Source organism: Thauera butanivorans NBRC 103042 (genome assembly GCF_001591165.1).
Taxonomy (GTDB): domain Bacteria; phylum Pseudomonadota; class Gammaproteobacteria; order Burkholderiales; family Rhodocyclaceae; genus Thauera; species Thauera butanivorans.
Map to the genome: position 1 here is coordinate 1 of NZ_BCUG01000009.1, position 26,001 is coordinate 26,001.

Consider the following 26,001-nt stretch of genomic DNA (forward strand, 5'->3'; position numbering starts at 1 on the left):
AGATTTTTTCGTGTGTGCGCCCAGCTGCGACTGAACCGTGCGATGCCGATCGCCTGCTTCGACCGGCTTGGCGTGCGCCGGCTCTCATGACCTCAACGACTCGAACCGCCCGGTGCGGACCCGCATGCCGGGTGGTGTGGGAGGAAATGGTCAGGAACCCTGACCACCCCTATCCCGATCGGGGTGGTGGATCGTGCCGTGACCTCGTCAGCGCGCGGCAGGCTCTGCGGCAGAGCATTTTGACCTTGCTATCGATAGGGTCAAAATCCGTGGGATAATCAGTCGTTTTCGCTGTATCCGGCGACCGAACGAAAGGAGTGCATTCGAGCAGATGCTAGGTGCATTCGCTTACATGTAACTTACACCGGGAATTCCATGCGTATCCTCCTGGCAGAAGATGATCCCGTGATTGCCGACGGCATCGGCCGCGCCTTGAAGCGCAATGGATATGCCGTCGATCATGTCGACAACGGTATCGACGCCGACGTGGCACTGGCGTCCCAGCCTTACGATCTGCTCATCCTCGATCTCGGCTTGCCGCGGCTGCCGGGCATCGAGGTGCTCAAGCGCCTGAGAGCGCGCAAGTCGGCGCTTCCGGTCCTGATCCTGACGGCGCAGGACGGCGTTGATGACCGCGTGCGCGGGCTCGATGCGGGGGCGGACGACTACATGGCCAAACCGTTCGCCCTGCCCGAGCTGGAGGCGCGTGTGCGTGCCCTGACGCGCCGCGGCACCGGTCAGGCGCGCTGCCTCGAACTGGGGCGTCTGTCCTACGACCAGGCCGACCGCGTGGTCAAGGTGGACGGTCAGGTACTCGAGCTGTCGGCGCGCGAGATCGGCTTGCTGGAAGTCTTTCTGCTGCGCGTCGGGCGGCTGGTGAGCAAGGATCAACTGGTGGATCACCTCTGCGGCTGGGGGGAGGAAGTCTCCAGCAATGCCATCGAAGTCTATGTACACCGTCTGCGCAAGAAGCTCGAGGACAGCGGTGTGCGCATCGTGACCGCTCGCGGGCTGGGCTATTGCCTGGAGAACTCGGATGCGGCGCCGGCGGCGAAAGTCTGACAGGGCCGTATCGAGTACGAAGCGCCCGGGGCCGCCGAATTCACTGTTCGGCGAAATCCTCGACTGGTTGCTTGCGCCCTTGCTGTTCCTGTGGCCGATCTCGATCATCATCACGCACAACGTCGCCGACAACATCGCCAACCGGCCCTATGACCTCGCGTTGGCCGATGGTGTCCGGATGCTGTCCCGCATGGTGGCGTTCGATGAAGGGCAGGTCGTCGTGCGCTTTCCCGCGCCGCCTCGCGCCCTGTTCCGCGCGGACCAGGACGATGTGCTGTATTTCCAGGTAGCGGACGAACATGGGGCGATCGTGGCCGGTGATGCGGACATTCCCAGGCCTCGGGGGCTGCAGCCGCCTGCGGGTGAGGAGGTGCTGTTTCGCGACGAAACCATCCATGGCGAGGAGACGCGGGTCGCCTACCGGCTGCTGAAGGCGGGCGAGGGCGAGGATGCTCCCTTGGTCTGGGTGCAACTGGCCGAAACCCGCAACAAGCGCGGCGACCTGGCTTCGCGCGTCGTCACCGGAGTGCTGCTGCCGCAGTTCGCCATCATTCCGCTGGCGGTGCTGCTCGTCTGGGTCGGTCTGTCGCGCGGCATCACACCGCTCAACCGCCTGCAGAGCCTGATCCGCCGCCGGCGGCCGACCGATCTTTCGCCCGTCCAGCCGGCGAGTGTGCCGGAGGAAGTGAGGCCGCTGATCGTCGCCTTCAACGACATGATGGCGCGCCTCGAAGAAAATCTGCAGGCCCAGCAGCGCTTCATCGCCGATGCAGCCCATCAGATGCGCACGCCGCTGACCGGGCTGAAGATGCAGACCGATCTCGCCCTGCACGAGAGCGACCCCGAGCAATTGCGCCAGTCGCTTGCCCACATCGCCGAAAGCACCGATCGCGCGTCCCACTTGATCAACCAGTTGCTGTCGCTGGCGCGGGCCGAGGCGAGTTTCGAGAAGCTGTATGCGGTCGAACCGGTGAATCTGGCTCTGGTCGTGCGCGAAGTGGCGCTGGAACTGTTTCCGCGCGCGCAGGCGAAGGAGATCGATCTCGGCGCGGAAGGCGGCGACGGGGAGCTGCTGGTCGAGGGCAACCCGGTGCTGCTGCGCGAAATGGTCAAGAACCTGGTGGATAACGCGATCAAGTACACGCCTCATGGCGGGCGTGTGACAGTGCGGACGCGTTTCGCCGGCTCACCGATTCTCGAAGTCGAGGATACCGGCCCGGGTATTCCCGAGACGGACCGGGAGCGCGTGTTCGAGCGCTTCTATCGCGTGCTGGGAAGCGGCGCCGACGGCTCCGGCCTGGGGCTGCCGATCGTGCGCGAAATCGCCGAGCTGCACCGTGCCATCGTGACGCTGGATGCCAATCCGGCGGGGCAGGGGACGCTGGCGCGCGTGGTCTTTCCACGCAGCCATCTGCATGCTCCGCCTCCGGTGCAGGGCGACGTCTACCCCCTTGGCTGAGTGCCGTCGCACTCCGTTCTGCCATGATTCGCTGCCCGGATCGTTTGATCGAGATCAATAGATATTCGAAAATTCGCCATAAGAGAAACTTTTTGACGGCATGTAAGCACACCGTAAGTGTCGTCGCATACTTTTGAGTTCAACCGGTGGATGCCCGGTTTGTTCAAACAAGTAGGAGGGAGACATGGAAAGCAATACGGTGGCGAAAATCGTCGCCAATCCCAAGTATCAGAAGCTGATCAGCATGCGTACACGCTTCGGCTGGACGCTGACGATCATCATGCTGCTCGTGTATTACGGCTACACCGCGATCATCGCCTTCGACAAGGAGCTGTTCCATCAGCGCCTGGGCGAAGGCGTGATGACGCTCGGCGTGCCGATCGGCTTCGGCGTGATCGTGTTCACCATCATCATCACCGGTATTTATGTGCGTCGTGCCAACTCGGAGTTCGACGCCCTGACCGAAGAAATCGTCAAGGAGACCGGTAAATGATGAGTCGTTATGCACGCCTGGGCGGCGGACTCGCCCTTGCACTCCTGTCGGCGGCGGCGCTGGCTGCCGGCGGCGATCTCGGCCAGGCCGAAAAGCAGGCCACGAACTGGACCGCGATCATCATGTTCGGCGCCTTCGTCGCCGGCACGCTGTTCATCACCAAGTGGGCGGCGGCCAAGACCAAGTCGGCGGCCGATTTCTACACTGCCGGCGGCGGCATCACCGGCTTCCAGAACGGCCTGGCCATCGCCGGCGACTACATGTCGGCGGCATCCTTCCTCGGTATTTCCGCTGCGGTCATGGTCAGCGGCTACGATGGCCTGATCTACTCGATCGGCTTCCTCGTCGGCTGGCCGATCATCACCTTCCTGATGGCGGAAAAGCTGCGCAACCTCGGCAAGTTCACCTTTGCCGACGTGGCCGCCTACCGTTTCGAGCAGACCCCGATCCGTGCGTTTGCCGCGTCGGGCACGCTGGTCGTGGTGGCGTTCTACCTGATCGCCCAGATGGTCGGTGCCGGCCAGTTGATCAAGCTGCTGTTCGGCCTCGAGTACTGGATGGCGGTGGTGATCGTCGGTGCGCTGATGATGGTCTACGTGCTGTTCGGCGGCATGACGGCAACCACCTGGGTGCAGATCATCAAGGCGGTGCTGCTGCTGTCAGGTGCGTCCTTCATGGCTTTTATGGTGATGCTGAACTACGGCTTCTCGCCCGAGCAGCTGTTCGCCGCCTCGGTGAAGGTCAAGGCTGACGCTGCGATCGCGATCGGCAAGTCGCCGGAAGAAGCCAGCGTGCTCGCCCAGGCGATCATGGGACCGGGCTCCTTCATCAAGGATCCGATCTCGGCGATCTCCTTCGGCATGGCGCTGATGTTCGGTACAGCGGGCCTGCCGCACATCCTGATGCGCTTCTTCACCGTGCCGGATGCCAAGCAAGCACGCAAGTCGGTGTTCTGGGCCACGACCTGGATCGGCTACTTCTACATCCTCACTTTCATCATCGGTTTCGGTGCGATCGTGCTGGTGTCGAACAATCCGGAATTCCTCGACGCCAATGGCGTGCTGAAGGGCGGCGGCAACATGGGGGCGATCCACCTCGCCAACGCGGTCGGCGGCAATGTCTTCCTCGGCTTCATGTCGGCAGTGGCCTTCGCGACCATTCTCGCGGTGGTGGCCGGTCTGACGCTGTCGGGTGCCTCGGCGGTGTCGCACGACTTGTACGCCACGGTGTTCAAGAAGGGCAACGCCGATTCCGCTTCCGAACTGCGTGTGTCGCGCATCACCACCATCGCGCTGGGTGTCATCGCGGTGATCCTGGGCATCGCATTCGAGAAGCAGAACATCGCCTTCATGGTGTCGCTGGCTTTCGCCATCGCGGCCTCGGCCAACTTCCCGGTGCTGTTCATGTCGGTGCTGTGGAAGGATTGCACCACCCGCGGCGCGACCATCGGCGGCTTCATCGGCCTGATCACCGCAGTGGGTCTCACCGTGGTGTCGCCGTCGGTGTGGGAAGCGACGCTCGGCAACCCGGCGGGTTCGGCGCTGTTCCCCTACACCTCGCCCGCGCTGTTCTCGATGAGCGCCGGCTTCCTCGGCATCTGGCTGTTCTCGATTCTCGACAACAGCGCCCGTGCCAAGGCGGACCGCGCCGGCTACCTGGCTCAGCGCGTGCGCTCCGAGACCGGTATCGGTGCTGCGGCGGCTTCGAGCCACTAAACCCCGAAACCCTGGTCCATGCCCCTCCTTCACCGAGGAGGGGCTGGCGGAAGGCAATACGACAGGCGGTGGGCTCGGGCTCGCCGCCTGTCGGTTTTTGAACGGCCTGATTCAGGCGCAGGAAAAAAAGAGGGGTGGCTAACAGGTAATGCTTGACCTCGGGTGGATTCAGGCTATAATGCACACCTCTTCGGCCAGGTAGCTCAGTTGGTAGAGCAGCGGATTGAAAATCCGCGTGTCGGCGGTTCGATTCCGTCCCTGGCCACCAGAATTCAAGCCGGTTCCCGCTAAATTGCGCGAACCGGCTTTTCTACAAATACGCGGCCCGTTTCTACAATTCCGATTTCCGTAGTGCAGCGCGGCGCGATAAATGGCGCCGTTTTGCGTGATAAATGGCATCGCGATCGTTTGCGCTATGCTCAAGAAATTTGAGCAGGGCAAGAAACCTAGATAAATGTCGTCGGAACCCAGTCCTGTACGACAGTTTGCGTGAACGGGTCATGCAAATCTGCTCGATGACCTGTTGTGCCTGGGCGGCGGCGATGCGGTTGCGCTTGCACGCGGTGCGGGGCACGTTGGCGAACTCCAGTTGCCAGAGTGCCGGGACGACCGCCCGGTCTTCTTCGAGTCGCGTGGCGATGGCATCGGTGTAGGGCGTCGCCTGGTCTTCCAGGAACCATCCGGCGACCACGGAGTTATCCAGCACGAAGGGCATCAGTCGCGGCCCTCTTCGATGGCCTCCCGAAGATCCATGCCCAGGCTCACGCCCCGGCGGAGTTCGCGCAGCCGCGCGAAGGTGCCGGCGACCCGCTGGCGCTGCGCCTGCGCCGACTCTTCGACATCGACGGCCGCAACGATGCGGGCGACCGCCCGACCACGCCGGGTGATGGTCACCTGTTCGCCGTGCTCGACTGCGGCGAGCAGCTCGGAAAACTTGGTCTTTGCTTCATACACGGGAACGGTCCTCATGGCGGCGCATCCTGATCGAGTTGGTTAGCCCGATTATAGGTGCGATCCTACAAGCGCGTCCGGGCAGGGGAGGGCAGGCCTGTTCCAAGGCTTCTCTGATCAGGCGATGTACGAGTTGCCGGCGGAGCAGGGAAAACTGGCTGATTCCGCTCAATTTTTGCCCGTAGACCTGGGTGCTATAATGCGCACCTCTCCATCGAAGTGTGCTGAACAGCCTGATCCCGAATGCAGCTTTACGCCCTTGGCCTGAATCATCACACAGCGCCGCTCGCGATTCGCGAGCGCGTTGCGTTTCAGCCGGACAGGCTGGGTCAGGCGCTGCACGATCTGGCCCATGCGGATTCGGTGCGGGAGGCGGCCATCCTGTCGACCTGCAACCGTACCGAGCTGTATTTCGCCGCCGAACAGCCCCAGCATGCGGCGGACTGGCTGGCGCGCTTTCACCAGGTGGCGCTCAACGACGTTTCACCCTATCTGTACGCCTATCCGCAGCGTGATGCGATCCGCCACGTGTTCCGCGTCGCCAGTGGCCTCGACTCGATGGTCATCGGCGAGCCCCAGATCCTCGGCCAGGTCAAGGATGCCGCGCGCCGCGCCGAAGAGGCGGGCACGCTGGGCACGCTGCTGCACAAGCTGTTCCAGAACACCTTCGCCGTAGCCAAGGAAGTACGTTCGACCACTGCGATCGGCGCCAACACGGTGTCGATGGCGGCGGCGGCGGTGCATCTGACCGAGCGGATCTTCGAGAGCGTGAGCGATCAACATGTGCTGTTCATCGGCGCAGGCGAGATGATCGAGCTGTGCGCAGCGCATTTCGCCGGTGCGCAGCCGAAATCCATGACGGTGGCCAACCGTACGGAAGAGCGTGCGCTGGCGCTGGCTTCCCGTTTCGGCGCGCAGACCATGCGCATCGACCAGATCGGCGACATGCTGTCGCGCTTCGACGTGGTCGTGTCCTGTACTGCGGCGCCTTTGCCCATCGTCGGCCTGGGCATGGTCGAGCGGGCAGTGAAGGCGCGCCGCCACCGCCCGATGGTGATGGTCGACCTTGCCGTGCCGCGCGACATCGAGCCGGAGATCGTGGGACTCGACGACATCTTCCTGTATACCGTCGATGATCTCGCGCAAGTGGTCGATGCCGGCATGGAGTCGCGCCAGCAGGCGGTGGTCGAGGCCGAACAGATCATCAACATGCGCGTGGATGGCTTTCTGCACTGGATGTCGGCGCGCGAGACCGTGCCGGCCATCCGGGCGCTGCGGGAGCATGCCGAAAGCCTGCGCCAGGCCGAACTGGAGCGTGCGGTGCGCCTGCTGGCCAAGGGCGACGATCCACAGAAGGTGCTCGAGGCGCTGTCGCATGGTCTGACCAACAAGCTGATGCACGGCCCGACCCGCTATCTGAACCAGGCGGAAGTCGCCCACAAGGCCGAGGCCGGCCGGTTCGTGCGTCAGCTTTTCAATCTTCCCCACCAGGGCTAGCGCAGCGCGTCTGCGCCCGGGCCCGCATGTACGGGCCGACAGCCGTCATCCAGCCATGAAACAGAGCATCCGCGACAAACTCGAACACCTTGCAGCACGTCTGCAGGAACTGGACCGTGCCCTGGCGGCCGAGGATGGTGCGCGCGACATGAATGCCTTTCGCGACCTGTCGCGGGAGCGCGCCGAGATCGAGCCGGTGGTCGTGCTGTATGCGTCCTACGTACAGGCCGAAGCGGATCGGGACACCGCGCGCGAGCTGCTGGCCGATCCTGAAATGCGCGAGTTGGGGGAGCTGGAACTGGAAGCGGGCGAAGCACGCATCGCGACGCTCGAAGACGAACTGCAGCGCGCCTTGCTGCCGCGTGATCCCGACGACGAACGCAATCTCTTCCTCGAGATCCGTGCCGGTACCGGCGGCGACGAGGCGGCGCTGTTCGCCGGCGACCTGCTGCGCATGTATTCGCGCTACGCCGAGCGCCAGCGCTGGAAAGTCGAGATCGTGTCGGCGAGCGAGTCCGACCTGGGCGGCTACAAGGAAGTGATCGCCCGCATCGCCGGCAACGGCGCGTTCTCGAAACTGAAGTTCGAGTCGGGCGGCCATCGCGTGCAGCGTGTGCCGGCGACCGAAACCCAGGGGCGCATCCATACTTCGGCGTGCACCGTCGCCGTGCTGCCCGAGGCGGACGAGGTCGCGGCGGTCGAGATCAACCCGGCCGATCTGCGCATCGACACGTTCCGGGCTTCCGGGGCCGGCGGCCAGCACATCAACAAGACCGACTCCGCCGTCCGCATCACGCACATCCCGACCGGCATCGTCGTCGAATGCCAGGACGACCGCTCCCAGCATCGCAACAAGGCCCAGGCCATGTCGGTGCTGGCGGCGCGGCTCCACGATGCCAAGGTGCGCGCCCAGCAGAGCGCGGAGGCGGCGCAGCGCAAGAGCCTGATCGGCAGCGGCGACCGCTCGGAGCGCATCCGCACCTACAACTTTCCGCAGGGCAGGGTGACGGACCACCGCATCAACCTCACGCTGTACAGGCTGGAAGCGGTCATGCAGGGGGAACTCGACGAACTGGTCGATGCCCTCACACTCGAACACCAGGCCGAATTGCTGGCCGCGCTGGCTGAAGAGTGATGGCAGAAGGCGTGCAGGGGGCCGCTCCCGACCGTGCCGATATCGCCGGTGCGCTGGCATGGGCGAGGACGCATATCGATCTGATGGATGCGCGCGTCCTGCTGCGCCACGTGCTGCAGTGCCCGGCGGCGCGGCTGGTGGCCTGGCCGGAGCAGGCGCTGGATGGAGAGGACTGGGCGGCGTATCGCGCGCTGGTCGAGCGCCGCGCGGCCGGCGAGCCGGTCGCCTATCTCGTCGGTGCGCGCGAATTCTTCGGCCGCGAGTTCATGGTCACGCCTGCGGTGCTGATTCCCCGTCCGGATACCGAACTGCTGGTCGAGTTGGCGCTTGCGCATTTTTCCGACCGGAAGGCCGTTCGCGTGCTGGACATGGGCACCGGCAGCGGAGCGCTGGCGATCACGCTGGCGCTGGAGCTCGACGAAGCGGATGTCAGCGCGATCGACCGTTCGCGCGAAGCCCTGTGGGTGGCGATGGCCAATGCCGCCCGCCTTGGCGCCAGCGTGTCCTTCGTCCAGAGCGACTGGTTCGCGTCCCTCGGCGACGAGCGCTTCGACCTCATCGTCGCCAATCCGCCCTACATCGCTGCGGGCGATCCGCATCTGGACCAGGGCGACGTGCGCTTCGAGCCGCCGGGCGCGTTGGCAGCGGGTCCGGCCGGGCTCGACGATCTGCAGGAAATCGTCATGCAGGCACCTGCCCGCCTGGCAGACGGCGGCCGCCTGTTCCTCGAACATGGCTATGATCAGGCCGCCGCCGTGCGCAGCCTGCTGGCGGATGCCGGCTTTGCGGAAATCGCCTCATGGAAGGACATCGCCGGCATCGAGCGGGTCTCGGGTGGCCGCTGGCTGGGGCGTGGCTGAGTCCACGAAGTGCTGCGGCACGCCCATTATGGGTGCATTGACGCTGAACACCGCCCATCCTAAAATTACCCGACTATTAAACTCAACTTTTGATGGCCCAAATCATGAGCATTCAAGACGTCATTCGCGACCAGGTCACCAACAACGACGTGGTTCTCTACATGAAGGGTTCGCCGCAGTTCCCGCAATGCGGTTTCTCGTCCGCCGCCGTTCAGATCCTGAAGGCCTGTGGCGTGAAGGAAGTGCTGGCGGTCAATGTGCTGGCCGATGACGGGATCCGCCAGGGCATCAAGGAGTTCTCCAACTGGCCGACCATTCCGCAGCTCTACATCAAGGGCGAGTTCGTCGGTGGCAGCGACATCATGCGCGAGATGTACCAGAACGGTGAGTTGCAGCAGATGCTGAAAGATGCAGGCGTGGTGCAGGACGCCTGACGAAGGCATTCTCGGGATATGCATGCGTGCATGTCCCGACGGTTTCTGGCGGCTGTCGGTGCTTTTTACACTGGTGGCCGGGCCAGGCCGCAGGATGGGCGGCGCAGGCCGGCAGGTTATTGAAAGAACGACGCTTTGTGGGTATGGGTCATTTCTGGTTTGATTCTTGCTTTTATGGCTCAATGTGACGAAATTCCGGTACTTGGGAACTCCGCCTGATTAAGCTGTGTCCCTCGTCCGACATTGGGCAAAGAGGTTTTCATGTCAGCTGATGACAAATCCCGCAACGAAGGGCGCAGGCGCCTGATCAAGTCGGCTGCCGCTGCGCCGGTCGTTTTTACCCTGCCGAGTGGCGCTGCACTTGCCGCGGCCAGTTCGAGCTGCGAAGCGAACAGCCTTGAACTGTTCAACACGGAGCGTCCGCTCGCGGTGACAGCGAGCAGCGACAAGTGGGTGCGCGCCCGACTCCAGGCGTGGAAATTCAAGGCCGTGAAAGTAGGCAGCAACGGGTCCGAGAACGTAGACGGTTTCAAGTACAACGAGGTCTACTACAAGGTATCGGATGGTCGTGCGGAAGAAGTGGCCTTGAAGCCGGGGAGTAAGCCGGCTGTTTACCCTAGGCAGTATTACTACGTCCTGATCAACTATCCCGGCCGCACGTTGATACTCGATGCCTCGGCAACAGACGTGACGCCGATGGCGGGTGCGTCGTGCTGGAATTCCCTGATGCCGGGTGACAACCTCTCCGGCGACAACACCATCATCATCCCCTGATCTGCGACACGGTGCTTCGCCCCCGTTCAATCGTCCGCCCTCTGGGCGAAGCAGCGGTCGTGTTCGATCCCCTGACGTGGCAGACGCATCTGCTGCCCGCCGAACTGGCGGCGGTGGCGTCGGTTGCGGAAGAACTCGCGGTCGATGGGCCGGTCACTGCGGCACGGCTTCGGCAGGCGCTTGCTGCCGAAGCGGATGAGCCGGAAGCGGCGTTCGACGATGTAGTCGCAGCCTTGGCCGATGTCGGCCTGGTGGAGACATGACGGCCGGTGATCCGTTGTTCACCACAGTGGGTGAGTGGTCGCAGGAGGAGCTTGCCCGTAGCCTGCACGGCGATGGTCTTTTCATCGACTACGGTGCCTGTACGGTCCGGGTGCGTAGCCGGGCGCCAGGCTTCACCGCTGCCTTTCGGCAGGTGTACCGGCATTTCGCGCCGGTACGAAACGCCGATTTCACCGATTTCCACGTGGAAATCGACCCCGGGAAGGGCGTGCGGCGCTGGCTGAAGCCGCAGTCCCGCTTTCTGATCGATCGAATCCAGCCTTTCGAACCCTTTGCTGCCAGCCACGCCCTGCCGCATTACGAATGGGGCCTGAACTGGAGCTTCGGCCAGCGCTTCAATCAATATGTACTGCTGCATGCCGGCGTGCTCGCACACGCGGATCGCGCACTGCTGCTTCCTGCCACGCCTGGTTCGGGCAAGAGCACGCTGACCGCGGCGATGATGCTCGCCGGCTTTCGCCTGCTGTCGGACGAGTTCGGCGTATTGCGGCCCCAGGCTGGCGATCTGCTGCCGATGCTCAAACCGGTGGCGCTCAAGAATGCGTCGATCGGCGTGATCCGCGATTTTTCGGCGCAAGCCGAACTGGGCCCGACATTTACCGCCACGCGCAAGGGCGATGTCGCCCATCTGGCGCCGGACGCGGCGAGCGTTGCGCTGGTTCGCCGTCCGGCGCGCCCGGCGCTGATCGTCTTTCCGGCCTGGCGTCCGGGCGTACCGCTGCAACTCGAGCCGCAAGCGCCCGAGCAGGCTTTCATCCGCCTTGCCTTCAACAGCTTCAACTACGGCGTGCTCGGGCGGATTTCGTTCGAGGCGGTGGCCGATCTCGCTGCAGCCTGCCCAGCCTATCAACTGGTCTATAGCCGGCTCGACGAGGCCGTGGCCTGCCTGCGGCAATTGCTCGACGACCAGGGCGGGCCGGCATGAGCGCCAGCCTGCAGAACGCCGTATCCCGCCTGCTCGGTGTGCTGCGCGAGCCGGCGAGCGTTCATGGCCTGGGTCTGGGCGATTGGGAGGAACTGATCCGTCTCGCGCGCGCGGCGCGCCTGCATGCGACGCTGGGCCGCCGCCTGATGGCCGATCCGACGCTGTGGGCGGCGGTGCCGGAGCAGCCGCGCGGCCACTTGCAGGCGGCGATTAACTTTGCCGCCCATCGCCGTCATCTGCTCGAACTCGAACTGCGTACGCTTGCCGATGTGCTGCCGCCCGGCATCGATGTCGTGCTGCTGAAGGGCGCGGCCTACCAGATGCAGGGCCTGCCGAATGCCGACGGGCGGATCGCCGCCGACATCGACCTGCTGGTGCGGCGTGCCGATCTCGATGCGGTGGAAGCGGCACTCGCGGCACAGGGCTGGGCGTCGACGGTCAGCGATGAATACGATCAGCGCTACTACCGCGAGTGGAGCCACGAACTGCCGCCAATGCGCGCAGATGGTCATGCGCTCGAACTCGACCTGCACCATGCGATCGCACCGGTGACCAGCCGGTGCACTCCGGATGTGGAGAGGCTGTTTGCTGCCCTGCTGCCTTTGCCGGGTTCGCGTTTCAGCGTCCTGAGCCCGGCGGATCAGCTCGTGCATGCAGTCGTGCATTTGTTCCAGGATACCGAGCTCGATGGGCGCCTGCGCGATCTCGTCGATATCGATGGCTTGCTGCGCATGCTGCCTGCCGACGATGGCTCGATGCGTTCCCTGGCCGCGCGCATGAGGCACCACGGCGCCGATCGCCTGTTCTGGTACGCACTGCATTACTGCGAGCGCTGGCTGGGCACGCCGGTGCCGGCCGTGCTCTGGCCCTCGCCGCCGCCACGGCCGATACGACGGGTGATGGACTGGATGCTGGTGCGCACCTTGCTGCCGCATCTGCCGGAAGCCCGGAGTGCCCCGGACCGGAGATTTGCGGGTGAACTGGCCCGCCTGCGCTATCACCGCATGCGCATGCCCACCCCCCTGCTGCTGCGCCACGCGGCAATCAAGATCTGGCGAAATGCGCGAGGGCTTCCACGGCGCGGGTGAGCGCGTATTTTCTCAGTCTCGCCGCAGCGCAAGTGCCTGATTCAAGCGTGTAGCCAGGCGCAGGGCTTCGCCCAGATAGCCCCGTCCGAACAGGTTCAGATGGTTCAGCATGTGGTACAGGCTGTAGAGCTGCTTGCGGGTTTCATAGCCTTCGTCGAGCGCCCAGCCGGTACGGTAGCGCGCATAGAAGCTGCCCGGAAAGCCGCCGAACAGTTCGCTCATAGCGAGGTCGGATTCGCGGTCGCCGTAATGCACCGCGGGGTCGTAGATCGTTGGCGTGCCATCGGCGAGCACCGCGGCGTTGCCGTGCCAGAGGTCGCCGTGCAGCAGGCTTTCGCGTGGGCGGTAGTCGAGGAACAGCGCCGGCACGCGGTCGAACAGGCGCTCGCCCTGTTTCTGGAGTTCGCCGCCGAATCCTCTGCTGCGGGCAAGGGCGAATTGCGGGCGCAGGCGATGTTCGGTGAAGAACAGCGCCCAGTTGTCGGCAAAAGTGTTGCATTGCGGCGTACTGCCGATGAAGTTGTCGCGCCGCCAGCCGAAATGCGGCCCGGTGGTCTGGTGCAGTGCGACCAGGGCATCGGCGAAGCGGCTGCCGTGTTCGGCGGACTGCAGTGGATGCAGCTCGAGATGTTCCAGTACCAGGAAAGCGTGCGCGCCGCCGTCGCCGCCACTGGCGATCGGCGTCGGCGTGCGGAAGCTGCCGGCGGCGGCGAGTGCGAGCAGGCCGTCGATTTCGGCTTCGAACATCGGCAGCCGGTCGGCGCTGCCGAGTTTGACGAAGAAGCGTTCGCTGCCATCCGCGATGATCGCGGTGGTGTCGATGCCCGCGCCTGCCGTCTGGCTGTTGCGGATATGGAAGCGGTTGCCGATGCGCTGGCGGATCGCGGCTTCGACCGCGGGCAGGGCTGGATGTGTCACAGGTTGGCGATCCGGGCGCTGGCCAGCGACAGGCGGGTGGCCAGGACTTCGAGAAAGGCTTTGTAGAAGTGCATGCGGCAGATGTCGCTGGCGCGGCGCAATGCGCGGGCGCGCAGCGTGACGAGGCTGGTCGTCGTGCTTGCCGTGACCGAGGCCGAGCGTACGCCCGCGGCGGCCGAGAAGACGGCGATTTCGCCGAAGCATTCACCCGCCGTCAGTACGTTGAGCAGGCGGCCGCGCTTCTTGACCTGTGCTTCGCCGTCGATGATGAAGCAGATCGAGTCGCCGCCTTCGTCTTCCTTCATGATCACCGTGCCGGGCTGCACCTGGCTGAATTGCGACAGCCGGAGCACTTCCCACAGCTCGGCGTCCGAGAACTCACGGAAAAAACGCATCGCGCGCAAGGCCTCGAAGCGTTCGGTCTCGGGTATCGAGCCGCGTGCGACTTCCACGCTGCGGTTGCGGAACGCGAGCGCCAGATCGTGCGAGAACTCGGCCCAGCTCTGGTAGCGGTGATCGACATCGCGCTCGGTGGCGCGGCGGACGATGGCGTCGAGCGCCTCAGGGACCTCGGGGCGCAGTTCGGACGGGCGCGGCACGACGTCGTGGGCGATGCGGTACAGCAGGCTGTAGTTGTTGCTGGTTTCGAAGGGCAGGTGGCCGGTCAGCAGCTCGAACATCACCACGCCGAGCGAATAGATGTCGGTACGATGGTCGAGCGGCACTTCCCGTACCTGCTGGGGCGACATGTAGGCCGGCGAGCCGACGCCCGATATCTGCGTGGTCTCGCGTGCCGTGGCCAGTGCCGAGCCGAAATCGGAGATGCGGATGTCGCTGCCTTCCGGCGTCATCAGCAGGATGTTGGCCGGCTTGATGTCGCGGTGGGTGATGCCCTGGTGGAAGGCGTAGTCCAGCGCGCGGGTGGCCTTGAAGACGATTTCGATGATGCGTTCGAAGCTGGCCAGCGAGCCGGGGCGAGCCAGCCGCTCCAGCGTGCCGCCGGGCACGTAGTCCATGACGACATAGGCGTTGTCGTCGTCCACCGCGGCGTCGTGGATCTGGACGATGTGCGGGTGGTGCAGGCGGCCGGAGAAGGCGGATTCGTTGAGGAAGAGCTGGCGGTAGAGTCGCCCGCGGTTGCGATCGTTGAGCACGTCGCGGCGCAGCTGCTTGATCGCCACTTCCCGCTGATTGAAGGGGTCCCAGGCCAGGAAGACGACGCTGGTGGCCCCTTCGCCGAGTTGGCAGCGAATCTCGTACTTGCCTATCCGCTCCGCCACCACGGGGCTGCTCAGCTTCGCAGCTTGCGTGCGCGCGCGATCGCTGCCCGCACCTGTTCCGGCGCGGTGCCGCCGACGTGCTTGCGCGAGGCGAGCGAACCTTCGACGGTCAGCACGCCGAACACGTCCTCGGCCAGGCGCTCGGCCGCGCCCGGCACGTGCGCCATGGCGATGCGCAGTTCGTCGAGCGAGAACTGCGGCAGGTCGCAGCCCTTGACGTCGGCGGCGCGCACCGCCAGCGCCACGGCTTCGTGGGCGTCGCGGAAGGGCAGACCCTTCTTGACCAGGTAGTCGGCGAGGTCGGTGGCGGTGGCGTAGCCCTGCGACAGCGCGCCGCGCATGGCCTCGGCCTTGACCCGGATGCCGGTGATCATGTCGGCGTAGATGCGCAGCGTGTCGATGACCGTGTCGGCGGTATCGAACAGAGGCTCCTTGTCTTCCTGGTTGTCCTTGTTGTAGGCCAGCGGCTGGCCCTTCATCAGCGTCAGCAGCGCGATCAGGCTGCCATTGACGCGGCCGGTCTTGCCGCGCACCAGCTCGGGCACATCCGGGTTCTTCTTCTGCGGCATGATCGAGCTGCCGGTGCAGAAGCGGTCGGCGAGGTCGATGAAGCCGACGCGCGGGCTCATCCACAGGATCAGCTCTTCGGACAGGCGCGACAGGTGGGTCATCAGCAGCGCGGCGGCGGCGCAGAATTCGATCGCGAAGTCGCGGTCGCTGACCGCGTCGAGCGAATTGAAGCAGACTTCGTCGAAACCGAGTTCGGCGGCGACGGATTCGCGGTCGATCGGATAGCTGGTGCCGGCCAGCGCAGCGGCGCCGAGCGGCAGGCGGTTGACGCGCTTGCGGCAATCGGCGAAGCGCTCGGCGTCGCGCCGGCTCATCTCGTAGTAGGCCATCAGGTGGTGGCCGAAAGTGACCGGCTGAGCGACCTGCAGATGGGTGAAGCCGGGCATCGGCGTGTCGGCATTGGCTTCGGCGACGTCGAGCAGCTTGTCCTGGAATTCGGCGATCAGCGCCAGGATCTGGTCGATCGCGTCGCGCAGCCACAGGCGGATGTCGGTGGCGACCTGGTCGTTGCGGCTGCGGCCGGTGTGCAGGCGCTTGCCGGCGTCGCCGACCAGTGCGGTCAGGCGCTTCTCGATGTTGAGGTGAACGTCTTCGTCGTCGAGGTTCCAGGCGAATTCGCCGCGCTCGATCTCGTCCTGGATCTGCGCCATGCCGCGTTCGATGTCGGCGAGGTCGGCGGCGGCGATGATACCCTGCCTGGCCAGCATCCTGGCGTGGGCGAGCGAGCCGCGGATGTCCTGGCGGGCCATGCGCTGGTCGAACATGACCGAGGCGGTGTAGCGCTTGACGAGGTCGGAAACGGGTTCGGTGAAACGGCCGGACCAGGCCTTGGCGGGTTCGCCATTGCCGGCAGCCGGCATCGTGTTGTCTGTCATAATGCGTGTCGGAAGATGTCGGCCCGCGCATCGGGCGGGTTCTGCATGGGGGAGTCGTCTTGCTTGGGAGCGATCGCTGGCGCGGCGCCGATAAACGATGGAAAGTATAAATCAAAAGCCCGTGCCGCTCGGCGCCCCGGCGCTGCCGGATTTCCGCAATCTCGGCGTCATCCTGCGCGTGCTGGTGCTGGTGAACCTGTTCGCGCTGGCGACCTTGCTGGTGCGCGTCGACGAGGGGGAGCGGCTGCTTGCCGAGATCGTGCTGATGGCCGGCCGCCTCGAACTGCCACTGCTGCTGGTCGTGCTGCTGCTGTATCTCGCTTCGCCCGGGCTCAGGAAGACGTCCCCCCGCATCGCGCTGGGCGGCCTGCTGGCGCTGGTGGTGTTCGCGGTGGCGCTCAGCTATCCGCTGACCGAAGGCGGCAGCCTGTTTCGCCGTCTTGCCTGGGCGATGGCGGCGGCCATGATCTGCCTGACTTACTTCGACTATCGCAGCCGGCGCTATTCCCCGGCGCTGGCCGAGGCGCGGCTGCAGGCGCTGAGTGCGCGCATTCGCCCCCATTTCCTGTTCAACAGCCTGAACGGCGTGCTGGGCGTGATCCGTTCCGACCCCCGGCGGGCCGAGCGTGCGCTCGAGGAACTGGCCGACCTGTTCCGTGTGCTGATGCGGGAGAATCGCGAACTCGTTCCGCTGGGCGATGAAGTGGCGCTGTGCGAACGCTATGTCGATCTCGAGCGCCTGCGTCTCGACGAGCGCCTGGCGGTGCGCTGGGAGCTGCCGGCGCCAGGGACGCCCGCGCACGCCGAGCTGATGCGTGCCCGCGTGCCTGCGTTGCTGCTGCAGCCGCTGCTGGAGAATGCCGTCTACCACGGCATCGAGCCGTCCAGCGAGCCGGGGGAGGTCGTCGTGCGCATCGAGCGCCGCGGAGGCGAACTGAGGCTGGAAGTCGATAATCCGGTGTGCGATGCCGAGCGCCATCGCGCCGGCAATCGCATGGCGCTGGACAACATCCGCGAGCGCCTGATGCTGTTCTTCGATCTGGAAGCGGGGCTGGACAGCGAATGCGGCGAGGGCCGCTATCGCGTCCGCATCCGCCTGCCCTACAGGAGCTCGAAAGCATGAATCTTGCTGCCGGCCAGCCGGCCGCACTGCGGGTACTGATCGTCGATGACGAAGCGCCTGCCCGTTCCCGCCTGCGCGACCTGCTCGGCGACATCGCCCGGACCTGCCCGAACGCCGTCGCCGGCATGGCCGCCAATGGCGTCGAGGCCTTGCGCCTGCTCGAGACCGAAGAGGCCGACGTGGTGCTGGCCGACATCCGCATGCCGGCGATGGACGGCGTCGAGCTTGCCCGCCATCTGGCCCGGCGCATGCCGCCGCTGCCGGTGATCTTCGTCACCGCCTACGACCAGTATGCGGTCGAGGCTTTCGAACTGGCGGCGGTGGATTACCTGCTCAAGCCGGTGCGCGCCGAGCGGCTGGTGGCTGCGCTGGGCAAGCTGCGCAGCCGCCAGCCGCCAGCCGATCCGGTTTTGGCGAGCCTGGCGCCGAACGAGCGCCGCCATTTCAGCGTCAGCGAGCGCGGCCGCATCCTGCTGCTGCCGGTGGCCGACGTGCTCTACCTGAAGGCCGAGCTGAAATACGTCACCGCGCGCACCGCCGAGCGCGACTACCTGCTCGACGAATCCCTGGTGCAGCTCGAACAGGAATTTCCCCAGCGCCTGCTGCGGGTGCACCGCAACTGCCTGGTGGCGCGCGAGGCGGTGCTGGGCGTCGAGCGTGCCGGCGAAGCCGATGGCGAAGGGCGCTGGGAAGTGCTGCTGAGAGGGCTGGATGGCCCGGAAGGGCGCCTGCCGGTCAGCCGCCGGCAATGGCCGGTGGTGAAGCAGGCGCTCGGACGCTGATCAGCCGCTGTTGCGCAGGCCCGCGGCGATGCCGTTGATCGAGATGTGGATGCCGTTGCGGATGCGCGGATCTTCCCCCTGTTCGCGATGGCGGCGCAGCAGCTCGACCTGCACGTGATTGAGCGGATCGAGATAGGGGAAGCGGTTGCGGATCGAGCGCTTCAGCAGCGGGTTGCCGTCGAGCAGTTCGCGCTGGCCGGTGATCTGCAGCAGCGCGTCAACGGTGGCCTGGTGCTCGGCGCGGATGCGGCCGAAGATTTCCTCCCGCAGCACGACGTCCTTGACCAGGCCGGCGTAGCGGCTGGCGATCGCCAGGTCGCTCTTGGCCAGCACCATGTCCATGTTCGACAACAGCGTGGCGAAGAAGGACCACTCGCGGTACATGCGCTGCAGCAGTGCCAGGCCGTCGTTCGGATGCTTTTCCAGGAAAGCGCGCACCGCGCTGCCGAAACCGTACCAGCCCGGCAGCATCACCCGGCACTGCGACCAGCTGAACACCCATGGAATCGCGCGCAGATCGTCGATCGCGGTGCTCTTCTTGCGCGAGGCCGGGCGCGAGCCGATGTTCAGCGCGGCGATCTCGCTGATCACGGTGGATTCCCAGAAATAGCGCTCGAAGCCTTCGGTGTCGTAGACCAGGCCGCGATAGGCGGTGAAGGCGGTGTCGGACAGCGCCTGCATGGCGTCGAGGAAGGCGGCCGGAGTCGGTTCGGCGTCGGCCGGGCGCAGGCTGGTTTCGAGCGTCGCGGCGACCAGCACCTCGAGGTTGCGGCGGCCGACTTCGGGATTGCCATATTTGGCGCCGATGACTTCGCCCTGTTCGGTGAGGCGGATCTGGCCCTGCACCGCGCCGTCGGGCTGGGCCAGGATGGCCTGGTAGCTCGGCCCGCCGCCGCGGCCGACCGAGCCGCCGCGGCCGTGGAACAGGCGCAGGCGGACGTCGTGGCGGGCGAACACGGCGACGAGTTCGCCTTCGGCCTTGTACAGCGCCCAGCCCGAAGTCAGGAAGCCGCCGTCCTTGTTGCTGTCCGAATAACCCAGCATCACTTCCTGGGTCTGACCGCGCGCGGCCAGCAGTTCGCGGTAGATCGGCAGCGAGAACAGCCGGTCCATGACGCCGGCGGCGTTCTCGAGATCGCCGATGGTCTCGAACAGCGGCACGATGTTGACGTCGAGCGCCTTTTCCAGCGGCCGCAGCAGGCCGGCTTCCTTCAGCAGCACCGCCAGCTCGAGCAGGTCGGAGACGTCGTCGGTCTTGGAGATGATGCAGTTGCGGATCGCTGCCGTGCCGTAGCGCAGATGGGCGCGGCGGGCATTGCGGAAGATCGCCAGCTCGCTTTCGGTTTCTTCCGAATAGCGCAGATGGGGCGAGGCCAGCGGGCGGGCGGTGGCCAGCTCCTCGAGCAGCAGCGCACAGCGCCCGGCTTCGTCGCGGGCGCGATAGTCGGTGCCGGGGCTGGCGGTCTCCAGCAGTTCGGCGACGACGCGTTCGTGCACGTCGGAATTCTGGCGCAGGTCGATCGGCGCCAGGTGGAAGCCGAACACCTTCACCGCGCGGCGCAGCTGGCGCAGGCGGCCGCGGGTGAGCGCGGCGGAGCCGTTGGCGAGCAGCGAGCGGTGCAGGATGTCGAGATCGTCCGCCAGTTCCGCCGCATCGGCATACGGCGCGGCTTCGGCGACGGCGTGGCGGGTGGGTTCGTGGCCCAGCAGTGCGCGATAGGTGGCGGCCAGCCGGGCGTAGATGCCGGACACGGCCAGGCGATAGGGTTCGTCGCTGCGGTGCGGCGAGTTGTCCGGCGAGCCTTCGGCCAGCGCCAGCAGCGCGTCCGAGGCGCCGGCGAAACCGTGGCTCATCGACAGTTGCGAACCCAGGCGGTGCAGTTGGTCGAGGTAGTGGTCGAGCACCACCGTGGCCTGCATCGACAAGGCCTTGTCGAGCACCTCGGCGGTGACGAAGGGGTTGCCGTCGCGGTCGCCGCCGATCCAGCTGCCGACCTGCAGGAAGGCGGCGAGTTCGACGCCGCCGAGGGCGGCGTCCGCCGCGGCCAGGCGGTCTTCGAGGCTGGCGTAGAGCCGCGGCAGTTCGTGCAGGAAAGTGGTGTCGAAATAGGACAGGCCGTTGTTGACCTCGTCGATCACCGACAGCTTGGCGGTGCGCAGCATGCGCGTCTGCCACAGCGTGAGCACGGCGCGGCGCAGGGCCTCGAGGCTGGCTTCGGTTTCCTCGGGGGTCAATTGCATGCGGTCGCGCTCGTCGAGCAGGCGCGCGATCACCGTCTCGCAGTTCAGGATGCTCTTGCGCTGGACTTCGGTGGGGTGGGCGGTCAGCACCGGCGACACCAGCGCGGTGTCGAAGAATTCGGCCAGCCCGGCGGCGTCGGTGGCGCCGCTGTCCAGCACGCTGGCGACGGCGTGGGCGAGGCTGCCTTCGCGCGGCGCGGAGCCGGCGATCAGGTGGGCGCGGGAGCGGCGGATGTGGTGCTGGTCCTCGGCGATGTTCGCCAGGTGCGAGAAGTAGCTGAAGGCGCGCACGACCTGGATGGTCTGGTCGCGCGACAGGGCGTCGAGGATGTCCTCGAGTTCGCGGCGCGCGACGGCATCGTCGTCGCGGTGGAAGCGGACCGAATTCTGCCGGATGTGCTCGATCAGCTCGAATGCGGCGGCGCCTTGCTGGTCGCGCACGGTGTCGCCGAGCAGGCGGCCGAGCAGGCGGATGTCTTCGCGCAGCGGTGCGTCTTTGTCCTGGTTCATGTCGTTTCTGCTTGTTAGGAGTGGGCGGGGAGGTGGAACGTGCGACAAGCGGGGAGGGATCCGCCGCCGCACGGTGCTGCAAGAAAAAGAACGAGTGGGTGCCGTCAGTCTGGCGCACCCATGCGACGACGCGCGGCAGCGAGTGCGTCATCGACGTACAGGCCGTAGAAATCTTCCACGCCGATGCCGACGATGCCCTCGCCCAGCGCGCGGCCGTCCGCGTCGAAGAACCTGACGGTCGGCGCGAAGCGCACGCCCTGCGCCGCCGCCACCTCGCGGTGGGTCGAGCGCCTGCCGGAGAAATCCACCAGTGCCGCGCCGGAGTCGATGTCGATCTGGCGGAACAGGACGTGCTCGTTCGCAGCCGACATCGGCACCAGGTAGCGGCGCGCGGTGTCGCAGTAGCTGCAGTCGGCCTGGCTGAAGAGCACCACCATCGGCACCTGCCTGCTGCGCATCGCGGCCTTGTCCTGCGCCAGGTCGCTTGCCGCCGGCAGCGCGCCGGGCGCCGCAGGGAGTGCAAGTGGCACGCATGCTAGAATCGCGGCCAATCCACGCACCATTGGTGCGAACCCTGATGCTGCGGTGCGGCGAAAATCGAGTTTCCCCGGCATCGTCGAATCCTGTTCTTGAGTGATCCCAACCGTGAGCCAAGCGAACCCCGAGCGCATCGTCATCGCCACCCGTGAAAGCCGCCTCGCCCTGTGGCAGGCCGAACATATCAAGGCCCGTCTCGAAGGATTGTATCCCGGCTGTCGCGTCGAGCTGCTGGGCATGACCACCCGCGGCGACCAGATCCTCGACCGGCCGCTGGCCAAGGTGGGCGGCAAGGGCCTGTTCGTCAAGGAGCTCGAAACCGCCCTGCTCGACGGCCGCGCCGACATCGCCGTGCATTCGATGAAGGACGTGCCGATGGAAATGGGCGGGGAATTCGTGCTGCCCTGCATCACCGAGCGCGAAGTCCCGCTGGATGCCTTCGTCTCCAACCGCTACGCGAGCCTGGACGACATGCCGCCGGGCGCGGTCGTCGGCACCTCGTCGCTGCGGCGCGAATCGCAGATCCACGCCCAGTATCCCTTCCTCGGCGTGACCAGCCTGCGCGGCAACCTCGACACCCGCCTGCGCAAGCTCGACGAAGGCCAGTACGACGCCATCATCCTCGCCGCGGCGGGCCTGACCCGGTTGGGGCTGGGCGAACGCATCCGTTCGGTGATGCCGGCCGAAGTCTCGCTGCCCGCCGCCGGCCAGGGCGCACTCGGCATCGAGTGCCTGGCTTCGCGCGCGGACGTGATCGGCTGGCTGCAGCCGCTGGCCGATGCCGACACCTCCGCCTGCGTGCTGGCCGAGCGTGCCGTGGCCCGCGCGCTGGCCGGCAGCTGCGAAGTGCCGCTCGGTGCCTATGCGCTGATGCGCGAGGGCAGGGTCTGGCTGCGCGGTTTCGTCGCCCGCCCCGATGGCAGCGAAATCGTGCGTGCCGAGCGCGAAGGCCTGCCGGCCGAGGCCGAAGCACTGGGCCGGGCGCTGGCCGAGGATCTCCGGGCCCAGGGAGCCGAAGCGATCCTCGCCGACATCGGCTGAATACGCGGCTGAATGCGCGGCCGAACGAGTGGCTCAACGACAGATGCGGCAGCCGTCATGACACAGGATTCGCAGACCAAGGACTGTGCCCTGCCGCTGGCCGGACGCCTGCTGGCCGTCACCCGGCCGCTGGAGCAGGCCGACGGGCTGTGCCGCCGCATCGAGGCCGCCGGCGGCAAGGCGATCCGCTTCCCGGTGCTGGGGATCGGGCCGGCGCCGGATCCTGCGCAGCTCGAAGCGATCGTGCCGCGGCTGGACGAATTCGATCTCGCCTTCTTCGTCAGCCCGAACGCCATTCACCATGCGCTCGAATTCATCCTCGCGCGCCGTGCCTGGCCTGCGACGCTGCGCGTGTCGACCGTCGGCAAGGGCAGCGGGAAAGTGCTGCGCCAGCGCGGCTTCGCCACCCCGATCGTGCCCGAGCACGGCTTCGACAGCGAGTCCGTGCTGGCCCTGGCGGAATTCGCCGCCGACGCCGTACGCGGCCGCAAGGTCGTGATCTTCCGCGGTGACGGCGGGCGCGATCTGATCCGGAACACTTTGCACGAACGCGGCGCGCAGGCCGAGTACGTGACCTGCTACCGGCGCTACTGCCCGACGCCGGATCCTGCGCTGTTGCTGAAGCCTGCCGCCCGGGGCGAGCTTGCCGGGCTGCTGCTGACCAGCAGCGAGGGGGTACGCAATCTGGCGGCCATCCTTGGTGACGGGGGGATGCGTGCGCTGGCAGCGATCCCGGTGTTCGCATCGCATGCGCGCATCGCGTCACAGGCGCGCGGGGCCGGTTTCGGCACGGTGATCGAGACTGCGGCCGGCGATGAAGGCCTGTTGCAGGCGTTGGCAGGATACTTTGGTTAAACTCTCCGGCATGAATACTGAACTTCCTGCCCTGACCCAGCCGCCCGGGGCGGCCAAATCCTCCAGTAAGGACGGTGCCATGCCCGAACAATCGACCGAACAAACATCGCCGCCGCCGGCTGGATCGGCGGCCCCCCGCCAGACCGTCGCCTGGTGGGCGCTGCTGCTGGCGCTTGCCGCCTGTGGCGCCGCGGGCTGGTCGGCTTGGCAGGCGCGCGATGTCCATGGGCAGTCGGCGCAGTTGCGCGAGACGCTCGCCAGCCGCCTCGCCGAAAGCGAAGGCCTGGCCGGCGAGGCGCGGGGCATCGTGCGCCAGCAGCAGGAAACCCTCGCCGCGCTGCAGGGCAAGCTGGGTGCGCTCGAATCCAAGGTCGAGGCCACCGAAGGCCAGGCCGCCGCGCTGGAAGCCCTGTACCAGGAGTTTTCCCGCTCGCGCGAGGATCGTGTCGTTGCCGAAGTCGAGCAGGCCGTCGCCCTGGCGGCGCAGCAATTGCAGCTCGCCGGCAATGTCGAGGCGGCGCTGATCGCCCTGAACCAGGCCGATGCCCGCCTCGCGCTTTACGATCGCGGCCAGTATGCGCCGCTGCGCCGCGCCCTGGCACGCGACATCGAAGCGCTGAAGCTGCAGCCGGTGGTCGATGTGCCCGGACTCGGCCTGCGTCTGGAGCGCCTGCTCGAACGCGCGGACGTGATGCCGCTGGCCTTCGAGGGCCAGTTGCCGGCGCCGCAGCTTCCGCCCGAGGACCACACGGCCGTCCCGCCCGGCGGCGACTGGATGGCCAGGGGGCTCGGCTACGCGCGGGAGCTTGCCGCCGACGTCTGGCGTGAGATCCGCGGCCTGGTCCGCATGGAGCGGCTCGACCAGGACGATCCCGTGCTGCTGGCGCCGGCGCAGAACACTTTCCTGCGCGAGAACCTGAAGATCCGGCTGCTTACCGCGCGTCTCGGGCTGCTGGCGCGGGATGCGCGCACCTATGCCGCCGATCTCGCCCAGGCGCGCGCATGGGTCGAGCGTTTCTTCGATCTGCGGGACGAGCGCGTGCAAATGGTGCTGGAAGAACTGAAGGCGCTGGAGTCGGTTTCCATCCGTACCGAGCTGCCCACGCTGACCGAGAGCTTCGCCGCCCTGCGCGTGATGCAGGCGCGCGGCGAGCGTCCGGCGGCCCAGGAACCGGCGGCCGCCGTGCAAGCGCCCTCGCAGCCGACGCCTGCCGAGGAGACTCCTTCTGGGCAGGCCCCCGCCGAGCCGCCGGCCGCCAACCCCGTAGCCGAGGACGCGCCGGACGCGTCTCAGGCGCAGTGAGGGGACGGCGATGCGGACCCTGATCTGGATGATCGGCATCTTCGCCGTCGCGGTGGGCGTGGCGATGGTGGCCGGCCTCAACGACGGCTACGTTCTGCTGGTGGCACCGCCGTGGCGCGTGCAGTTGTCCCTGAACCTGCTGGTGGTCATCGTCGTCGTCGGCTTTGCGCTCGGCTATGCGCTCGTCCGTGTCGTCAGCCGGACCCTGCAATTGCCGACCAGGGTGGCGCAGTGGCGCGAGCGGCGCCGGCGCGAACGTGCCGGACGCGCGCTGACGGATTCCGTCAATGCGCTGTTCGAAGGCCGCTTCTCGCAGTCGCTCAAGTCCGCATCGCGCGCCTACGAGACGGGCGAGGGGGCGTCGATGGCAGCGCTGGTCGCGGCGCGCGCCGCACATGCGATGCAGGACGAGCCGCGCTACCGCGAATGGCTCGGCAATGCGGCGAAGAAGGAAGCGAACGGCGATGTCGCGCGCCTGATGACCGAAGCGGAACTGGCCGTCGACGCCGGCCGCTTCGACGAGGCCGCGGCGCGGCTGGCGACGCTGCGCGAAGGCGGCCATCGCCATATCGCCATGCTGCGGCTGGAGGCGCGCGTGGCGTCGGCGCTGCGACGCTGGGAAGAACTGATCGGCACCGTCCGCCAGTTGCGCAAACACAAGGCATTGACCGATGAGCAGGCCGTGCCGCTGCTGCGCCGGGGGCATGTCGAGCGCATGCGCGAACTCGCCGGCGACAGCGAGGCGCTGGTCGATTACTGGAAGAACATTCCAGCCGGTGAGCTGCAGGATCGCGGCCTGATCGAACGCGTGCTGCCGCTGCTGGCGAAAGCCGGGCGCGGCGAACTCGCACGCCGCCAGGTGGAGCATCTGCTCGACGAGCGCTGGGACTCCGATCTGGCGCGGCAATATGCGTACTGCGCCGAGAGCGAAGGCGAAAGCAGCGTGCGCGCCTGTCTGCAGAAAGCCGAAAGCTGGCTGCAGCAACAGCCGCGTGACGCGGGGCTGCTGTTCGCGCTCGGCCAGCTTTGCGTCCGTGCCCAGTTGTGGGGCAAGGCGCAGAGCTATCTCGAATCGTCGGTGAAGTACGGTCCGAGCGTCGACGCCTATCTCGCCCTGGCACACCTGCTGGAAAACCTCGAACGCAATGCCGAGGCCCAGCCCTACTATCGCGCAGCGGCCGAAATCGTTGCCGCCGGCGGACAGAAGAACGCCGTGGCGCTGCTGCCCGCCTGAGGGGGCTGCGCCACGCCGCGCTGCCGGAGCGGCCTGCCTGCACCGGCGGCGCGGCCG

The 26,001-nt window shown here is 66.4% G+C and carries 25 protein-coding genes and 1 tRNA gene; 19 read left to right on the forward strand and 7 right to left on the reverse strand.

Features of this window, described 5'->3' with window-relative positions:
* Nucleotides 1-375: 375 nt before the first annotated feature.
* From TBU01S_RS04755 to TBU01S_RS04775, 5 genes are all read left to right on the forward strand, one after another.
* A complete protein-coding gene (locus TBU01S_RS04755) occupies nt 376-1,062 on the forward strand; it encodes a response regulator transcription factor (RefSeq protein WP_068635497.1) in 687 nt (228 codons plus the stop codon).
* Complete coding sequence (locus tag TBU01S_RS04760; protein WP_068635498.1) at nt 1,037-2,521, forward strand: sensor histidine kinase; 1,485 nt, start codon at nt 1,037-1,039, stop codon at nt 2,519-2,521. The genes TBU01S_RS04755 and TBU01S_RS04760 overlap by 26 nt, the downstream gene beginning before the upstream one ends.
* Nucleotides 2,522-2,705: 184 nt before the next feature.
* Nucleotides 2,706-3,014 (forward strand): DUF485 domain-containing protein, encoded by a 309-nt coding sequence (locus TBU01S_RS04765; RefSeq protein WP_068635499.1) that lies wholly within the window; start codon nt 2,706-2,708, stop codon nt 3,012-3,014.
* Nucleotides 3,011-4,729 carry a cation acetate symporter gene (locus TBU01S_RS04770; RefSeq protein ID WP_068635500.1) on the forward strand — a complete coding sequence of 573 codons (1,719 nt, stop codon included), beginning with the start codon at nt 3,011-3,013 and terminating at the stop codon, nt 4,727-4,729. Before TBU01S_RS04765 ends, TBU01S_RS04770 begins: the two co-directional genes overlap by 4 nt.
* Nucleotides 4,730-4,921: 192 nt before the next feature.
* Nucleotides 4,922-4,997, forward strand: a tRNA-Phe gene (locus tag TBU01S_RS04775).
* A 63-nt stretch (nt 4,998-5,060) separates the two neighbouring features.
* On the opposite strand, the gene TBU01S_RS04780 is transcribed toward TBU01S_RS04775, so the two are convergent.
* A complete protein-coding gene (locus TBU01S_RS04780; RefSeq protein WP_068635501.1) occupies nt 5,061-5,444 on the reverse strand; it encodes a type II toxin-antitoxin system VapC family toxin in 384 nt (127 codons plus the stop codon).
* Nucleotides 5,444-5,698, reverse strand: coding sequence for a type II toxin-antitoxin system Phd/YefM family antitoxin (locus tag TBU01S_RS04785; RefSeq protein WP_068635502.1), 255 nt, complete (start codon nt 5,696-5,698; stop codon nt 5,444-5,446). Before TBU01S_RS04785 ends, TBU01S_RS04780 begins: the two co-directional genes overlap by 1 nt.
* A 225-nt stretch (nt 5,699-5,923) precedes the next feature.
* Here TBU01S_RS04785 and hemA point away from each other — a divergent pair, with 225 nt between their 5' ends.
* The 8 genes from hemA to TBU01S_RS04825 all read left to right on the forward strand — a co-directional run bounded on the left by hemA (nt 5,924) and on the right by TBU01S_RS04825 (nt 12,675).
* A complete protein-coding gene (gene hemA, locus TBU01S_RS04790; RefSeq protein ID WP_068635503.1) occupies nt 5,924-7,177 on the forward strand; it encodes a glutamyl-tRNA reductase in 1,254 nt (417 codons plus the stop codon).
* Nucleotides 7,178-7,232: 55 nt separating this feature from the next.
* A complete protein-coding gene (gene prfA, locus TBU01S_RS04795) occupies nt 7,233-8,312 on the forward strand; it encodes a peptide chain release factor 1 (RefSeq protein WP_068635504.1) in 1,080 nt (359 codons plus the stop codon).
* Complete coding sequence (gene prmC / locus TBU01S_RS04800; RefSeq protein ID WP_068635505.1) at nt 8,312-9,172, forward strand: peptide chain release factor N(5)-glutamine methyltransferase; 861 nt, start codon at nt 8,312-8,314, stop codon at nt 9,170-9,172. The genes prfA and prmC overlap by 1 nt, the downstream gene beginning before the upstream one ends.
* A gap of 104 nt (nt 9,173-9,276) precedes the next feature.
* Nucleotides 9,277-9,606, forward strand: a complete 330-nt coding sequence (gene grxD, locus TBU01S_RS04805) for a Grx4 family monothiol glutaredoxin (protein ID WP_068635561.1) — start codon at nt 9,277-9,279, stop codon at nt 9,604-9,606.
* Between the two features lie 261 nt (nt 9,607-9,867).
* Nucleotides 9,868-10,380, forward strand: a complete 513-nt coding sequence (locus TBU01S_RS04810) for a hypothetical protein (protein WP_068635506.1) — start codon at nt 9,868-9,870, stop codon at nt 10,378-10,380.
* 11 nt (nt 10,381-10,391) lie between these two features.
* Nucleotides 10,392-10,643: an HPr-rel-A system PqqD family peptide chaperone gene (locus TBU01S_RS04815; protein ID WP_281178405.1), complete on the forward strand. Its 252-nt coding sequence runs from the start codon at nt 10,392-10,394 to the stop codon at nt 10,641-10,643.
* Nucleotides 10,640-11,587, forward strand: a complete 948-nt coding sequence (locus TBU01S_RS04820) for an HprK-related kinase A (RefSeq protein ID WP_083953469.1) — start codon at nt 10,640-10,642, stop codon at nt 11,585-11,587. The genes TBU01S_RS04815 and TBU01S_RS04820 overlap by 4 nt, the downstream gene beginning before the upstream one ends.
* Nucleotides 11,584-12,675 carry a nucleotidyltransferase domain-containing protein gene (locus tag TBU01S_RS04825; RefSeq protein ID WP_068635508.1) on the forward strand — a complete coding sequence of 364 codons (1,092 nt, stop codon included), beginning with the start codon at nt 11,584-11,586 and terminating at the stop codon, nt 12,673-12,675. The genes TBU01S_RS04820 and TBU01S_RS04825 overlap by 4 nt, the downstream gene beginning before the upstream one ends.
* A 12-nt stretch (nt 12,676-12,687) precedes the next feature.
* On the opposite strand, the gene TBU01S_RS04830 is transcribed toward TBU01S_RS04825, so the two are convergent.
* Genes TBU01S_RS04830 through argH form a run of 3 tightly spaced genes read right to left on the reverse strand, consistent with a single transcriptional unit; the run spans nt 12,688 to nt 16,318 of the window.
* A complete protein-coding gene (locus TBU01S_RS04830) occupies nt 12,688-13,593 on the reverse strand; it encodes a fructosamine kinase family protein (RefSeq protein WP_068635509.1) in 906 nt (301 codons plus the stop codon).
* Entirely contained in the window at nt 13,590-14,876 is a 1,287-nt protein-coding gene (locus TBU01S_RS04835) for a serine/threonine protein kinase (protein ID WP_068635510.1), read from the reverse strand. Before TBU01S_RS04835 ends, TBU01S_RS04830 begins: the two co-directional genes overlap by 4 nt.
* An 8-nt stretch (nt 14,877-14,884) precedes the next feature.
* On the reverse strand, nt 14,885-16,318 hold the full coding sequence (argH, locus tag TBU01S_RS04840; protein WP_068635511.1) for an argininosuccinate lyase: 1,434 nt from the start codon (nt 16,316-16,318) through the stop codon (nt 14,885-14,887).
* A 97-nt stretch (nt 16,319-16,415) separates the two neighbouring features.
* Here argH and TBU01S_RS04845 point away from each other — a divergent pair, with 97 nt between their 5' ends.
* Together TBU01S_RS04845 and TBU01S_RS04850 are read left to right on the forward strand one after the other, a co-directional pair.
* Nucleotides 16,416-17,441, forward strand: coding sequence for a sensor histidine kinase (locus tag TBU01S_RS04845; RefSeq protein ID WP_068635512.1), 1,026 nt, complete (start codon nt 16,416-16,418; stop codon nt 17,439-17,441).
* Nucleotides 17,438-18,223 (forward strand): LytR/AlgR family response regulator transcription factor, encoded by a 786-nt coding sequence (locus TBU01S_RS04850; protein WP_068635513.1) that lies wholly within the window; start codon nt 17,438-17,440, stop codon nt 18,221-18,223. The genes TBU01S_RS04845 and TBU01S_RS04850 overlap by 4 nt, the downstream gene beginning before the upstream one ends.
* Here the strand turns inward: TBU01S_RS04850 and ppc are convergent, their stop codons facing one another.
* Entirely contained in the window at nt 18,224-20,974 is a 2,751-nt protein-coding gene (gene ppc / locus TBU01S_RS04855; RefSeq protein ID WP_068635514.1) for a phosphoenolpyruvate carboxylase, read from the reverse strand.
* Nucleotides 20,975-21,078: 104 nt separating this feature from the next.
* A complete protein-coding gene (locus TBU01S_RS04860; RefSeq protein WP_068635515.1) occupies nt 21,079-21,504 on the reverse strand; it encodes a thioredoxin fold domain-containing protein in 426 nt (141 codons plus the stop codon).
* A 115-nt stretch (nt 21,505-21,619) separates the two neighbouring features.
* Between TBU01S_RS04860 and hemC the strand changes: the two genes are divergently transcribed.
* From hemC to TBU01S_RS04880, 4 genes are all read left to right on the forward strand, one after another.
* Entirely contained in the window at nt 21,620-22,552 is a 933-nt protein-coding gene (gene hemC / locus TBU01S_RS04865) for a hydroxymethylbilane synthase (protein ID WP_068635516.1), read from the forward strand.
* 57 nt (nt 22,553-22,609) lie between these two features.
* Nucleotides 22,610-23,407 carry a uroporphyrinogen-III synthase gene (locus TBU01S_RS04870; protein ID WP_083953470.1) on the forward strand — a complete coding sequence of 266 codons (798 nt, stop codon included), beginning with the start codon at nt 22,610-22,612 and terminating at the stop codon, nt 23,405-23,407.
* A gap of 79 nt (nt 23,408-23,486) precedes the next feature.
* Nucleotides 23,487-24,710 carry a uroporphyrinogen-III C-methyltransferase gene (locus tag TBU01S_RS04875; RefSeq protein WP_369404194.1) on the forward strand — a complete coding sequence of 408 codons (1,224 nt, stop codon included), beginning with the start codon at nt 23,487-23,489 and terminating at the stop codon, nt 24,708-24,710.
* A gap of 10 nt (nt 24,711-24,720) precedes the next feature.
* On the forward strand, nt 24,721-25,944 hold the full coding sequence (locus TBU01S_RS04880) for a heme biosynthesis HemY N-terminal domain-containing protein (protein ID WP_068635518.1): 1,224 nt from the start codon (nt 24,721-24,723) through the stop codon (nt 25,942-25,944).
* The last annotated feature ends 57 nt before the right edge of the window (nt 25,945-26,001 follow it).

Bases quoted from the DNA above. Each gene is read 5' to 3' on its own strand.
- ppc (WP_068635514.1), bottom strand. From the start codon at position 20,974: ATGAACCAGGACAAAGACGCACCGCTGCGCGAAGACATCCGCCTGCTC.
- TBU01S_RS04850 (WP_068635513.1), top strand. From the start codon at position 17,438: ATGAATCTTGCTGCCGGCCAGCCGGCCGCACTGCGGGTACTGATCGTC.
- TBU01S_RS04760 (WP_068635498.1), top strand. From the start codon at position 1,037: ATGCGGCGCCGGCGGCGAAAGTCTGACAGGGCCGTATCGAGTACGAAG.
- TBU01S_RS04820 (WP_083953469.1), top strand. From the start codon at position 10,640: ATGACGGCCGGTGATCCGTTGTTCACCACAGTGGGTGAGTGGTCGCAG.
- TBU01S_RS04765 (WP_068635499.1), top strand. From the start codon at position 2,706: ATGGAAAGCAATACGGTGGCGAAAATCGTCGCCAATCCCAAGTATCAG.
- TBU01S_RS04810 (WP_068635506.1), top strand. From the start codon at position 9,868: ATGTCAGCTGATGACAAATCCCGCAACGAAGGGCGCAGGCGCCTGATC.
- argH (WP_068635511.1), bottom strand. From the start codon at position 16,318: ATGACAGACAACACGATGCCGGCTGCCGGCAATGGCGAACCCGCCAAG.
- TBU01S_RS04755 (WP_068635497.1), top strand. From the start codon at position 376: ATGCGTATCCTCCTGGCAGAAGATGATCCCGTGATTGCCGACGGCATC.
- TBU01S_RS04780 (WP_068635501.1), bottom strand. From the start codon at position 5,444: ATGCCCTTCGTGCTGGATAACTCCGTGGTCGCCGGATGGTTCCTGGAA.
- prfA (WP_068635504.1), top strand. From the start codon at position 7,233: ATGAAACAGAGCATCCGCGACAAACTCGAACACCTTGCAGCACGTCTG.
- TBU01S_RS04785 (WP_068635502.1), bottom strand. From the start codon at position 5,698: ATGAGGACCGTTCCCGTGTATGAAGCAAAGACCAAGTTTTCCGAGCTG.
- TBU01S_RS04825 (WP_068635508.1), top strand. From the start codon at position 11,584: ATGAGCGCCAGCCTGCAGAACGCCGTATCCCGCCTGCTCGGTGTGCTG.
- hemA (WP_068635503.1), top strand. From the start codon at position 5,924: ATGCAGCTTTACGCCCTTGGCCTGAATCATCACACAGCGCCGCTCGCG.
- TBU01S_RS04845 (WP_068635512.1), top strand. From the start codon at position 16,416: ATGGAAAGTATAAATCAAAAGCCCGTGCCGCTCGGCGCCCCGGCGCTG.
- TBU01S_RS04875 (WP_369404194.1), top strand. From the start codon at position 23,487: ATGCCCGAACAATCGACCGAACAAACATCGCCGCCGCCGGCTGGATCG.
- TBU01S_RS04880 (WP_068635518.1), top strand. From the start codon at position 24,721: ATGCGGACCCTGATCTGGATGATCGGCATCTTCGCCGTCGCGGTGGGC.
- TBU01S_RS04770 (WP_068635500.1), top strand. From the start codon at position 3,011: ATGATGAGTCGTTATGCACGCCTGGGCGGCGGACTCGCCCTTGCACTC.
- prmC (WP_068635505.1), top strand. From the start codon at position 8,312: ATGGCAGAAGGCGTGCAGGGGGCCGCTCCCGACCGTGCCGATATCGCC.
- grxD (WP_068635561.1), top strand. From the start codon at position 9,277: ATGAGCATTCAAGACGTCATTCGCGACCAGGTCACCAACAACGACGTG.
- TBU01S_RS04870 (WP_083953470.1), top strand. From the start codon at position 22,610: ATGACACAGGATTCGCAGACCAAGGACTGTGCCCTGCCGCTGGCCGGA.